This is a genomic window from Plebeiibacterium marinum, from assembly GCF_026013615.1.
Taxonomy (GTDB): Bacteria; Bacteroidota; Bacteroidia; order Bacteroidales; family Marinilabiliaceae; genus Saccharicrinis; species Saccharicrinis marinus_A.
Genome location: NZ_JAPDPI010000032.1, coordinates 17,953 through 32,559, shown reverse-complemented (window position 1 = coordinate 32,559; position 14,607 = coordinate 17,953). Strand labels below are relative to the sequence as shown.

7 protein-coding genes are annotated in these 14,607 nt (G+C 38.9%); 1 reads left to right on the top strand and 6 read right to left on the bottom strand.

Annotation, left to right across the window (positions count from 1 at the left end; genetic code table 11):
• Positions 1–37: 37 nt before the first annotated feature.
• The 5 genes from OM074_RS14790 to OM074_RS14770 form a co-directional block, all read right to left on the bottom strand.
• Positions 38–1,687, bottom strand: coding sequence for a family 16 glycosylhydrolase (locus OM074_RS14790; RefSeq protein WP_301200795.1), 1,650 nt, complete (start codon positions 1,685–1,687; stop codon positions 38–40).
• 12 nt (positions 1,688–1,699) lie between these two features.
• Positions 1,700–3,775 (bottom strand): hypothetical protein, encoded by a 2,076-nt coding sequence (locus OM074_RS14785; protein ID WP_301200793.1) that lies wholly within the window; start codon positions 3,773–3,775, stop codon positions 1,700–1,702.
• A gap of 11 nt (positions 3,776–3,786) precedes the next feature.
• Positions 3,787–5,268: a RagB/SusD family nutrient uptake outer membrane protein gene (locus OM074_RS14780; RefSeq protein ID WP_301200791.1), complete on the bottom strand. Its 1,482-nt coding sequence runs from the start codon at positions 5,266–5,268 to the stop codon at positions 3,787–3,789.
• Between the two features lie 12 nt (positions 5,269–5,280).
• On the bottom strand, positions 5,281–8,313 hold the full coding sequence (locus tag OM074_RS14775; RefSeq protein ID WP_301200789.1) for a SusC/RagA family TonB-linked outer membrane protein: 3,033 nt from the start codon (positions 8,311–8,313) through the stop codon (positions 5,281–5,283).
• A gap of 459 nt (positions 8,314–8,772) precedes the next feature.
• The gene (locus OM074_RS14770; protein WP_301200787.1) at positions 8,773–11,670 is read right to left on the bottom strand and encodes a triple tyrosine motif-containing protein; all 2,898 of its coding nucleotides are present in this window, start codon (positions 11,668–11,670) and stop codon (positions 8,773–8,775) included.
• Positions 11,671–11,925: 255 nt separating this feature from the next.
• Between OM074_RS14770 and OM074_RS14765 the strand changes: the two genes are divergently transcribed.
• Entirely contained in the window at positions 11,926–13,872 is a 1,947-nt protein-coding gene (locus OM074_RS14765) for a tetratricopeptide repeat-containing sensor histidine kinase (protein ID WP_301200785.1), read from the top strand.
• A 94-nt stretch (positions 13,873–13,966) separates the two neighbouring features.
• Here OM074_RS14765 and OM074_RS14760 read toward each other — a convergent pair whose 3' ends face one another.
• Positions 13,967–14,485: a hypothetical protein gene (locus tag OM074_RS14760; protein WP_301200783.1), complete on the bottom strand. Its 519-nt coding sequence runs from the start codon at positions 14,483–14,485 to the stop codon at positions 13,967–13,969.
• Positions 14,486–14,607: the final 122 nt, after the last annotated feature.

The following is a 14,607-nucleotide window of genomic DNA, read 5'->3' as shown; positions in this document are numbered from 1 at the left end:
ATAAAAATATTTTTTTGCAAGCACTATGTAACAATTATTACTGATACACTCTCACATAATCAATTTCCATGGCAGATTCTACAAAAGCAGGATCGATATCGCCACCCAAAGTACCGCCCATGGCAACATTTAAAATAATAAACTGATCTGCATCAAAAGGCCAGGTGTCACTATTCTTTGTTTCAGGCTTATAGGTATAGTAGATTTCGTCATCTATTAAAAATGAAATCTGATTTTCTGACCAGTTAACCGAATACACATGAAATTCAGAAGAGGCATCGTTTACCGTAGTGCTTTCCATATTTACAGTAGCCCCACTACTGGATGGCGTATGCAAGGCACACTGAACATGACCGGGCGTATTTCCTATTCCTTCCATAATATCAATCTCGCCACAATTGGGCCATCCCACTGTTGAAAAGTTTGCGCCCAACATCCAGATAGCAGGCCAGGTTCCACCCCCTTCAGGAAGTTTTGCCCTAACATCTACCCGCCCATAGGTAAATTCGCGTAAACCTTGCGTTTTTAAACGGGCAGAAGTATAGCTGCTACCATCTTTCTTTGCCGTAATCTTCAGTATCCCATCCGAAACACTGGCATTATCCAGGCTGTTAGTATAATTCTGAACCTCATTATTCCCCCAACCCGTTGCACCTAAATCATAAGTCCAGGTGGTTGCATCAGGAGCCCCATCCGTATCAAATTCATCAGCCCAAAGCAGGTTAGTATATTCCACATCCAACTCTTCATTCCCACTTTCGTCACCCGGTTTTGTACTGGTGAATGTATGATACCAGGCGTAGGTGCCATCTTCTTCAATCCTGACTTTAAGAATATTGTCTGTAACTTCAATGATTTCATAGGTACTTGCTCCCACGTACCAGCACATAAATCCACCATCTTTAATGGTAAAGCTGGTTCCCCTGTACTGGCCATCTTCTGTGGCAATAGAATTGGCCGGAGCAAAGGTTACATTTTTAACGCCATACATGGTTGTTGCCACATCGTCGCCGTAACAATTGTCACCTTCAACCCCAATCTTACCGGCATAGGTTCCCGGTATATAAGCATTCCCTGCCGATTGCTCAAAGGTTATGCCACCTGCGGCATCTTTTGTAAACACAAACTCGGCATCGTACATACATGTTTTTTCATAAGCTGCCGCATTAAACCAATAAGCCCAGGTATGGTAACCCTCCGAATCATACGAATTAGGGCCTAATCCAACATGGCCTGCCTGATCGGCTGCCCAATACCAGGTTTTTGAGCTTCCTCCGGTCAGGAACTCCAGTGCTTCCTCATCGCTAAAGCTACTATAAACTTCAACCTGAACAGATGCGCTTGAAGAAATGCCCCCGGTACCCACGGCTACTGCTGTAACCGTATAGGTGTTCACTCCATTTTTAGAAAACTGGTGGGTAATTTTACCATCGGCCGACACACCCGTATTGGTACCATCTCCAAAAATGTAGTTAAAAGTGATTTCATCGTTGGCAGTTGCCGTAAAATTCACCAATCCACTGCCGTCACCATAAGGATTCTCATCATCCACCCCAACCACTTCAAACGTAACACTTACATTCGAAGGGGTTTTTAACTCTCCTAAGCTGTATTCTTCTTCACAACCTGTAAAAACCAATGCCAGGCATGTGAATAAAATTATCGGTATATATTTTAATGTCTTCATTATTTATTCCTTTTAGTTTTTTACAAGCTTGAATCTCCACCAGGCTTCGCCTCCAATAAAAATATCAACGGTCATTACCGTGTTACCCTCCGAAAGTGTTACATCATAGGTTACGGATTGAGCAGCGTCATCAGGACTTGCCAGTTCACTGCCATTAACCGCTTTAGGTATTCCCAGGTAAGCACCAAGACCATTCAGGGTAATCGTTCCGGCATCTTCATCGTAAGTATATGTGGCCTGGTTAGAGCCATCATGAGGAGCAACCGGGGCACCACAAGCATCTGATCCGCCTTGCCATCCTTCAACCCAGGTATCTCCACCCAACACATTGCTAAACGAGCCATCTGCACCAAAAACATAAGTATCATCAAAAAAACAGGCCCTTTCTGCAACACCCGCATCATCAATAGCCCACCATGAGGTATCGCCCATTCCGGGACCTACTCCTATAGCCCCGGCCTCAGACGCAACGCTCCACGATCCGGCCAAAGGCGAAGAAGAAACCTCCCCTACTTTAACAAGTTTAAACCTCCACCAGGCTTCGCCACCAATAAAGATATCAACGGTCATTACCGTGTTACCTTCAGAAAGCTCTACATCATAGGTTATGGATTGAGCAGCGTCATCAGGACTTGCCAGTTCACTGCCATTAACCGCTTTAGGAATTCCCAGATAAGCACCAAGACCACTGATCGTAACTGTTCCGGCACCTGTATCGTGGGTATATGTTGCCTGGTTTGAACCATTGTGAGGAGCAACGGGAGCACCACAAGCATCCGATCCGCCTTGCCAACCTTCAACCCAGGTTTCTCCACCCAACACATTACTAAAGGAACCATCAGCCCCAAAAATATAAGTGTCATCAAAGAAACAGGCCCTTTCTGCAACACCCGCATCATCAATAGTCCACCACGAAGTATCGCCCAATCCGGGGCCAACTCCTATTGAGCCTGCCTCAGACGCAACACTCCAAATACCTTCAATCCCGGTTCCTGCTGCCGACTCCGTTACTAACTTAATATCATCGAAATAGTAGTTTGAGTCCTCTCCCATATTCCCAAAATCAAAGAACAGCACCACTTTCTGGTATTCATTGTTTGTATCAATCCCTGAGAAATCAAAACTCAATTCTTCCCATTCGTTGGCTACTGTTGTGGTGGCGTCTACCTCATGGTTAATATCACCATTATCCAGATTCTCTACCTTTAGTTTAACTATTGCCCCTGTTTTTGGAGACCATACTTTCACCTTAAATGTTTTGTCAGCAAAATTGATTGGACTTCCAAGTGTCATTACAGATCCGCCCCATGTTTCGGCACTTGCAGGCTTAGCCGAATGACCCACTTTATCACTGGTATTATTTCCACTGGCATCCGGGTTATCAACCACCGATGATGTTACCCCACCAAAATCAGCAAAGGCATAATTAACAGTAAACGATTCAAAGTTAACCGGTAAAGTGATGGGATCCGAAGCCGCTGGAACATTAACCGTTTCGGTATACTCAGTAGTTGCGGCACCCGCACTTTTGGCAATTACCTTCAAGTCATAATCTCCCGGTTCTTCATAAGTATGCGTAACCGCTTCTTCCGGCATAGCCATTGTGGGTTCCTCATCAACTGCATCGCCCCAATAAATTTCAAATACAGTGGCATAGTCAGCTTTTGCTGTTACTGAAACAATACGTGGGTTTACATTATCATTTGCAATAGTAACCTCAACATTTTCGGGTGCTTTGAAGGTAACATTCAGCTCCTGGGTAAAATCAGTTTCCAATCCTGTTATTCCCACAGCTGTAATCGAAACATTATAAACCCCCTCCGAAAAGATATGCTCTATGGCTTCACCTACTTTGTATTCTTCCGTATCTGCGCCGTCGCCAAAATCAATTACATAGCTTTGAGCTCCTTCTGCATTTGGAGTAATGCTTACCAGTCCTGTATTATCCTGAGTAACATCAAAGATCGCCGATATATTTGAAGGCGCCTTCATATAATCAAGGTTATACATTTTATCTTCGTCTGTTTCACAAGCAAAAAACAGGGATGCGATAAAAATAAATGCTGTTAACTTATATAATATCTTCATTTTGATTCTTTTTAATAGTTAGGATTTTGCACCCAGTTTCCATTTGAAAATTGAATTTCCTGAAGCGGGATAGGGAACACTTCGTTTTTACCAGCAGTAAAGCCATCAATTTCATCGGCAGCCCTGCCCGTTCTCACCAAGTCGAAGAAATGATGTCCTTCGCCCATCAGTTCAACCCTTCGCTCATGATATATGGCATCTGTTAAAGCAGCACCAGTGTAAGTTATATCATGGTTTGTATCCCCAAATGCCCTTCTTCTCACTTGCGATAAGTACTCCTGGGCTTTTGAATCATCAATGCCGCCCCGGTTATAAGCCTCTGCTGCCATCAACAGAACATCGGCATACCTAATAGCACGATAGTTATTTGGATTGGTAAGGTTCAGGTCTCCCTGTGCTTCCGAACTTCTTTTACGGGGAAGATATTTTCTATTGAAATAACCCGTATGTTCATATCCTTCACTGTATGCGGCTCCGGTTTCTTCGGCCCAGGCTACAATATCAAGAATAGCAACATCCTTACGTAAATCGCCAGGTTCAAATTCATCCACGGCCTCTTCTGTAGGAACATTAAAACTAAAACCCGACGAAAACAATGGTCCATCATACCCCCTTACGCCGCTAAAACCTACCGCTACATTTCCTTCACTACATTGCAGGCAGTCAAAACTGGCCCCTTCCACATCGGTATATTGAACTTCAAATACCGACTCAACACCATTTTCTCCATCAAACTCAAAAATTTCATTGTAGTCTTCTATTAATGAATAGTTACCATCTGCAATCAGGCTCTCCAATACCGCGGCAGCTTCTGTAAACTTTTCCTGGTATAGATACGCTTTTCCAAGCAAGGCCTGAGCTGCTCCTTTAGTTACCCTGCCTACTTCCTCTTGTGTAACGGGCAATACTTTAATAGCTAAATCCAGGTCTGTTTCTATCTGCTCATATACACCAGCAACAGAAGAGCGGGGTACCGAAGTTTCATCTCCCAGGATAAAACGCTGGTCAACCTTTAAGGGCACTTCTCCAAACCATTTTACTAACTCAAAATAATAATACGCCCTTAAAAAACGGATTTCTCCAATCATGCTTTCCTTACCTTCAAAATCGGTTTTATCCTTGAACTCCATAAAATAGTTGGTACGCTGTACCCCCGCAAACATCCAATCCCAAACATTTTTAAGATTATCGTTTACCTGGGTGTGGATCATGTCGTCAATTTGTTGCCACCCGATTACATCCGTAGCACTCTCACCTCCGCAAAGCGTATTGTCTGAAGCAATTTCCCCCAGGATAGCATTTACATACGTACTTTGTAACACATCATAACTGGAAATTAATGCTTCGTAATAATCATTTTCAGAATTAAAATAATTTTCTGAATCGATAGAATATTCAGGAGACTGTTCCACAAAGTCATCAGAACATGAATTCATCAAAAACAGTGAGATTAAAACCCCTAGTATTCCTTTTATATATCTTGTATTCTTCATTGTAAAAATCTTTTAAAAGTTTAGGTTCAATCCAAATGTATATGTTCTGGCAGCAGGATAGAATCCATAATCTATTCCTCCTCCTATAGGCGTTCCGCTGGTTGCGGCAGGGTCATACCCCGTGTATTCGGTGAAAGTATACAGATTGCTCACCGCAGCATAAAACCGTAAACTGTTGATTTTTAATTTTTCAGTTATGCTTTTGGGCAAGCTATAACCTAATTGTATGTTCTGTATTCTAAGATAGGATGCATCTTCTACATAATAATCAGAAAAAACATTGTTAGCTGTTGCTGCTGTTGTTAACCTTGGAACGGTATTGCTTGTCCCCGTACCTGTCCATCTGTTTAAACTGGTACTCAATCGGTTTACGTTAGCATTAGTCCTTTCATAATTACGAACCATTTCATTGCCTAACGAAGCAAAAGCATAAGCAGTAAAGTCAAACCCTTTATAATCTAATGATAAGTTCAACCCCATGGTCACATCCGGAATAGGATCGCCAATATTTGTTCTGTCCTCATCATTGATTTCACCATCTTTGTTCACATCAACATATCTAATATCTCCTGGCGAGGCCTCTGCACCCAGGTCAATTTGTGATGGATGAGCCTCAACCTCTGCCTGACTCTGGAAAAGGCCGTCTGTTTTATAACCATAGAAATATCCAATTGGCAGGCCTACTTCCATGCGAGAGGGTGCCGGCTGTCCTACCCCAAATGCACCTCCTTCAATAAAACCGGTGCCATTATTCACCTTGGTAACTTCATTATGCAGGGTTGTGATGTTGTAATTGGCTTTAATAACCATATCCGGAGTGATATTTGTTCTGTAACCAATTGCAAACTCAAAACCTTTGTTCTGCACCTCTCCTGCATTAATTGTTGGCCCGCTTGCCCCTGGAGCTCCAACTCCCAGGATACCCGAAACCGGAACATCCTGAATCAGCAAATCATTGGTAGTTTTAACAAAATAATCTGCAACTAAATCCAGTTTGTTTCCCAACATTTTAATATCAAAACCAACATCAAACTGCTCTGACTCTTCCCATTTTACGCCAGGGTTAACTGATCCGCCAACCGCCCGGCCATTTACTAAACTGCCATTCAGAACATAGGTTGCTTCGCCATCCAGGCTTGAGATATACTGGTAACTATCAATCTTATCGGAACCTAGAATACCATAACTCACCCTCAGCTTAATAAAGTCGAAGGCCTCAACGTCTTTTAAAAAGCTTTCATCTGAAATTACCCAACCCGCAGTAGCCGAAGGGAAATATCCAACACTTTCGTCAGGACCAAATTTGGTTGATGCATCACGGCGCATCATGGCAGATAACAAATACCTTCCTTTAAAATCATATTGCATCCTGGCAAAATACGACAGCCTTCGTTGGTCATAAGTCCATGAGCCAGCCGTTTTTGTATCACTAACACCAGAAGCCAAACCAATATCCGCATACTCCCACGAATTATTCGGAATATCATACCCTGTTCCATCCAGGTGATCTCCCCATTCTTTAAAAATGGTGGTTCCAAGTGTGCCGGTAAAATGATGTGCCTCACCAAATGTATTATCATAAGTAATAAATGCATCAAAAGTGTAATCGTTATAATTATTCTGTTCCTGATAAACAGAACTTCTGGTAACATCAAACACTTTTCCTCCGTAATCTATCTCTTTCGAAAATTCTTTGGATTTATCATTGGTGGTATTAAAGCCAATCCGTGCAGTTGCCTTTAAATGTTGGTTATATGCATAATCGAAAGAAAAACTACCATTCCATTTACTTAGGTTGTAATCGTTATAAGTATTTTCTATTTGAGCCAATGGGTTAATTATTTCATTTCCCAGACTGGTAGGTGCTAAATAATATTCGCCCTCTCCATTAAACACCGGCATGGTAGACGGCATATTTAAGGCATTAAACAACACCGAACCCAAACCATTTTCATTGATTGTTTTTCGGGTTGCGGAAGTATAAAAAAGCGAGGTGCGCAATTTCAGTTTATCTGATAAATCGGCAGTCAAATTTAATTTAGCAGTATTTCTTTTATAGCCCGATTTATCATCCCCAACAATTCCCTTTTGGTCCAGACCGGAAGCACTCATTGAGTAGGTCATTTTTTCAGAGCCTCCGGAAATATTAATGTCCGTATTGTATACAGGCGCCCTGTCAAACAATTCGTTTTGCCAGTTTGTGCCTGTTCCCAAAGTCGCAATGTTTGCAAACGGCAAACTTTCGCCATTGGCAGCATAGGCTTCGTTAAGCAAAACTGCATATTCTGTAGCATTTAAAACCGGCAGCTTACGCGAAGTTTCCTGGATACCCACAGAACTATTTACGGTAACTCTTGTAGGACTATTTTTTTTACCTGATTTTGTAGTGACCAAAATAATACCATTAGCCCCAATGGTACCATATATTGCAGCCTGGGCATCCTTTAACACACTTATACTCTCAATATCAGTAGGGTTAATTAACGACAAATCACCTTGATAGCCATCAATAATAACCACAGGAGCAGCATCTCCATTTGTTGAAATACCCCGGATCCTAATATCTAAATCAGCGCCAGGGGCTCCTGAACCAGATGTTACATTTACACCAGATACGGTACCTTGCAAAGCCTGTTCTGCCTTAACCGGTTTAAGTGCTTCAATTGTTTTAGAGCCCACCATTGAAACAGCACCTGTCAGGTCCCTTTTTTTCTGTACCCCGTACCCAACAACAACCACCTCATCAAGGTCTGATATTTCTGACTGTAAAACTATATTAATAACATCTTCATCACCAACAGTGATTTTTTGCGATTGCATACCAATAAAAGAGAAAAGGATAACATCCCCTTTATTAGCAGCTAAAGAATAATCACCATCAATAGTGGTAATTGTTCCGATTGTGGTACCCTCTATTACCACACTCACTCCCGGCATTGGCATGCCATCTTCTGCGGATGTAACTTTTCCTGTAATTGTAACTTCTTGTGCCCAGATTATGGTGCTACACAAAAACAGGAGAAATGTTCCAAATAAATGTTTCATACGTTTAAATTTAATTTTTCATTTTCCACTTAAACTTTCCAGTTAGCGGAAGAGCTTTTTATAATCATCTTTCAGTTGTGCACAGTTTGAAAGATAAATTACTAATCAACTCCGTGCTTATGGGATTTAGAATTAACTAAGCACAAATTTGCAATCAAATGTTAATGTATTATAATTTTGCACATCATAAAATACTCATTTTATCACAAAAAAAACCTCATTAAAACCTCATATTACATTTTATATATCACTCTATTTCTAACATTTACATATTCTAAAAGTTCATTTTAACAACATACCAACAACTCATTATACCTATCCCAATTAATTATCAATATTTTTACATTTATTCACATTTAACCCATCGTATATACTTTGTGCTGCACATTACTAATGTGAATCACTGTAAACAAAAATCAAAAAGAGGATAGCGAAGTATAAAATGTTAAACGCAGGTTACTATAGCTGTTCTATATAATCGAGAAGGTTGTCGCCTTGAACCATGCCAAGCTTCTGACGCAACTTTGATCTGTTGTTTTCAACTGCCCGCGTAGTAATATTCATTAATGAGGCAATATCTTTACTGGCCATACCCATTTTTACATAGGCACACAGCTTTTGTTCCCGGGAAGTTAATTCAGGGTGCTTTTCTTTAAGCCTTTGGAAAAAAGCCTCGTGCACCTGACCAAAATGGGTTTCAAAAACCTCCCAGTTATTCTCATTGGCAATATCCCTGTCAATTTTTTTAATTAAACTCCGCACCTTTCTTTCCCACTCATTTTTATCGCCAACTTTAACAATTCGCTTTAGCTGGTCCTTTATCTCTGATAAGAAATCATTTTTTTGTATTATATGCACCGTTGAATTGGCAAGCTCCTTTTCCTTAAAAACCATTTCACTGCGGAGTTTTTCATTTCTTAAGCGAATCATTTCTTTTTCCGATACCAGGGCGGCATTTTTCAACTGCTCTTCTTTTATCCTGAACCGCTCCTGTTGCTTTGCCTTTTCTTTCTGTCGGCTCAATTCTATCCTTTTTGAAAAGAAATAATACACCAAAGCCAACAGCACAACAAACAGTATGGCAAATCCTGTTTTTGCGGAGGTACTCCTATGCCATGGAGGCAACACTACAAACTTAAACTGAATTGGTAAAGACTCAATACCATAACTATTTTTGGCCTTTACTTCAAAAACATATTCTCCTTCATGTAAATTGGCATAATTAACCTTATTAACTCTTGTCCATGTGCTATGGTAACTATCATACCCTTTTAAGTTTGTTGTATATTCAATATTAAGATCCTCAAAAAAGGTTGCTGCATAACTAATTTCAAAAGCATTTTTCTTAAAAGGGAACTCAGGTATAGCCTGCTGCGACAATACATTACCATGTAAAAAATAACTGACTGAATCCTTAGATTCCTGAAAGGATCTTATATGCACATTAAAAGGCGTTTTATAATTCTTAAAGGCATCTGACGAATAATGAGCAAAACCATCCTCTATACCAAAAAACACATTATCAGCATCTTCAATATACAATGACTCAAAAGCATTAACCAATTTTTGATGCAAAGGAAGAAACGGATATTCAATCTTTCTATATGAACCATCTTCCAAATACCGAAGAACGTATGTGGTACCACTGGAGAAGCACCATAAATTCCGGTAATCATCCTGAATAATTGAATTGGGGAAATCTATTTTTTCAAAAATTGTTTCATACTTTTTATTTCTTACAAAACTGCTTTCTTCTAAATCATAAGAATACACCCCATCTTCACTGGTAAAAATGCACTCCCCATTTATTTTTGACAATACCAACGAGCTCTTATTATCCGCAACCTCTTCATTTTTAAATCGCATAACATCTTTAACCTCGGTAATACCCTCATTAATATGCATTTTATAGATTCCCCTATAACCATGTGAAACCCATAGGTTTCCAAAACTATCAAATTCAAGAAACCTGGAAGATTCATCAAACCCTTTTACTTTATTTCTATAGTGCCACTTTCCGTCTTTTTTTTCAAGAACTATCAATCCGGAATAGGTTCCCAACATCAATAAGTCCTCATGCCCAGGAACTCTTTTAAAAACCCAAACCCCGCTTATCTCTTCCGAAGAGAGCAATTCTCCTTTATTACCCTTAACCTGAAAAACCCCGTTTGTATGTCCACACAACAACGTATTTTCATCATGATACACACTCCACACCTGTCCCTCAGTTCCAGCTATCCTTTCAAAATCATCCCTATCCTTTAAAGGGTTACGAAATCCTTCCTCACTGATTTTATACAAGGCCTGGTTGGTTCCAAAATAATAATCCCCCCCAAACTTATCCATTGTATATCCCGTTCCCAGATTGTAATAACCTTGTAAAAAGGAAATACTTGAATTAAAATTTATTTTTACAATCCCATTATCCAGTCCTCCCCAAATATTACCTTCCCTATCAACAAATATACTCAGCAAAGTATTGTTGTTTAAACCCCTGTCTTTATCAATCTGCATAAACACATCACCCCGCCGGTCAATCATCACAAGACCTCCCTGAATGGTACCAATGGCAAAAAGCTCCTCACTGTACTTTTGTCCCCGATATATATTCACCTCTTTCAGCAACTTATTAGATGATACCTCCCAGGGGTAAATGTTTTGCATATCCCATATGTAAAACCCATCATTAATCGTTCCTATCAGCAGTTCAGACTCAGATAGAGACATGATAGTAGAAACCTGCTTACCCGAAAGTACTTTTCCATTGGCAACATGATAACACTTATCCCCCCTGATTTCCATTAAACCATCCTTCTCATCCTGCACCAACAGCAAACCATTTACAACAAATGATGAGATAAAACGCGATGAAGATGGGATTATGGACTGCAGCTTATCATTTTCATAAATACACAATCCCTTCAGCGAAAGAAATACAACCTTGTTATTCCAGCTATGGATAGACCAAAAATCTTCAAGCTCCCTTATCCTAGGGTCCTGAACCAAGGACTTATACACCAGATTACAATTTTCATCAGGGGAGTAATATCCTATTTCATTATAAGCTCCTGTATAAATTTTGTCACCTACAGCCTGTACACAACGCATAACCACACCCCCGAAATCTGAATATTTTTTCCAGTTAGTACCATCGTATTCAAGCATTCCTGTGTTATTGGCAAAATACATCATCTCTGTGGCTCCCTGGGTGATATCCCAATTTTGGGTTGCTGCATGATATACACGGCGATTATAATATTCAATCTCGGGGATACCAATCTTGCTGTTTTGAGAAGTTGCAAGACTCCCATTCAGGATGATTAACCAAAACAGTAAAAATCTAAATGCTTTTATCATTTTCCTCGGTTTACTATCTATAAAACTAACTATTATAATTTTTTACTAAATATTTCATTCAGTAAAACTTCCGAAAAGCCTATCAATACAAGATCTCAGTTAAATTAACAAAATATCGCAACATGGGAAACAAATATAACTATTGGCTCTTTTAAATAATTTTATTAATTTCGATTCGCTCAAAAAAAATCAACCATATAACATTAACTTATAATACATTACAAAACCCACTCGAACATTACAAACCTAAAAAACATGACACCTCAAAGATCACAACCCAAACTCCTATTATTCATATTATTCTTAACTTTATCATATACGGGCAAGGCCCATACTAATCAAAGTATTGATTCTGCGACTTTAATTGACAATAATTATACAATATCGGAGGTGGCCGATAAAATCAGCAACTACAACATAAAAGCTTCCCTCTATATTTCAATGGGTAAAACCTACAATAAAACCGGTGCATTTGCAAAGGCTATTAACAGCTTCTACTACGCACTAAAAATCACTGAACTACAAGAAGATTCATCAAAACTAATTCCAATTTACAACCTGTTTGCCTACTCATTAAACCACTTGAACAGGTACAACGAGGCCATAGTTTATTCAAACAAAGCAGAACATTTGCTGAGCAAATATCCCGATCCTGAAGAACAGATAGTTTTACAAATTAACCTGGCTGATTATCATTGCAGTATAAATGAAATGGGTTTAGCACTTAGCCACCTCAAGAATGCCCTGAAAACAGCTAACGTTAGTAATAACACCAACCTAAAGGCTGAACTATTGGAGAGCATAGGTGAGTTGTATTTTCAAACAGATAATTTAGTAACTGCGGCACAATATTTTCGAAAAGCTTTATGTCTTTTAGAAAAACAGGAAGAAATCAATCCATATAAAACTACCAACTTGTTTTTCAACATAGGAAACTATTACTCCAAATTAAACAACAAAGACTCGGCTTTATATTACTACAACAAAGCGCTTTTTATTTCAGAGAAAAACCACTTTAAAGACCGTACATCAAATACCCTGTACGAACTTAGCAAGCTATATATCAGCAATAGGGACACCGCCAAAGCGTATGATTTTCTTATGCAACACATCAATGCACAAAAAATACTCTTTCACTCAACCATGTCCCAACAAATAAGCCAGTTACACGTTCAGTTTAACTCAAAAAACAAAGACAATGAAATACTTATCCAAAAAGCTACAATTAAAACACAACGCCTGATTCGTTTGTTGCTAATAACTTTTTTGCTATCAATAATCTTAATCAGCACCATTATTGCAGTTAATTATTATAGACTCAAGCTTTTGAATACCACTCTAAAAAATCAGAACAAAGAAATTGTATTGCAAAATAAGTTTATTCAAGAAAAATCATCAAAACTACAAATTGCCAACAAACAGCTCCTTTCCAGTCAGCAAAGAATCAAAAAGCAAAAACTCAAACTGGAAGAAACCAGTCAGAAATATTTAAAAGCAAACTCTTCAAAAGACAGATTTTTTGACATCATTGCACATGACCTCCGAAGCCCATTTCAATCTATATTAGGTTTTTCCACCTTATTATACGAAGGGTATAACGATTTAGAAGACGAGAAAAGGAAAAACTACATCAAACTCATTGAGACGTCTTCACAAAGAGTTTGCACATTGATAGAGAACTTACTATCGTGGTCGCGAAGCCAAAACGACAGGATAAGCCTGGTTAAAACCAGGTTCTGCCTGAAGGAACTTATAGATGAAAAAATTGACCTTTACAAATTAGCCTCTTTAAAAAAGAAAATAAACATTATCTCAACAGTCCAAAAAGCCACAACTATATATGGGGACAAGGACATGATTAAACTGGCCATCAGAAATATCATCAACAACGCCATCAAATTTTCGCACACCGGAAGCCGGATTGATATATACTCGGAATCAAAAAGTCAAAACACCACATTGTTTATTAAAGATTATGGCATTGGTATGGACGCCACAACCATTAAAAATTTATTCAGTCTTGAAAACTCAATCAGAACATGTGGTACAAATGGAGAAAAAGGGACTGGCTTAGGGCTGATAATAAGTAAGGAGTACATAGAAAAAAACGAAGGTACAATAACAGTTGAGAGCACCATAGGCCAGGGATCTACGTTTATCATTACCTTGCCCACAAAAGAAAACGCTATTGTTTTAAATTAAGCCTTCAGATTAATTTAGAACCACAGCTTTTCTATACCAGCACACCAGTCATCAACTTTAAAATATTACAACAAAATGGCAAGGATAAACTTTATCAGTTTATCCTTTCTTTTAATGCATAATAATCATCAATCGAAACAATATCTCCTTCACTTTTCAATTGATAGAGTTCTTTCATTGGCTTTGTAGCCTTTACCTTATTAGATGAATTAAAGCAATACCTCTCAAACGATTCCAGGGCTTTTCTCCTTACCTCTTCTTTTTCTTGCCCATTACTTTCCATTGATGCATTTACGTAGAAAACGGAATATAACCTTAACAAATCCTCCCTTTCTTCCAGCAACTCTTTAATCTGATCATCTAATTCAACCATATGGTTTGTGGACGCATTTGCCCAGCGAAGAACAAAATCAATGGCCACCTCCCTATTCTCGTCTTTCTTATTATCAGGGGTTTGCATTAAATAGCAACAACAATCAAACACCTGATCTATATATTCATTATGTATTTCCTTGTCTGTAAATTTCACTTCACTCAAAGAAGCATAATTTTGTGACATCCCAATTTTTGCAATTCCAACGAATGCAAGTAATAATAAAAAAATTTGTTTCATAACACTGTATTTAATAGACTACCTGTGTATTACAACAGCATAGTGCAGTTGAACAATGTTACGTAACAAACTATATACGTATACTTTGCTTTGACAAGAATATAAAAACCTTTGACGAACCG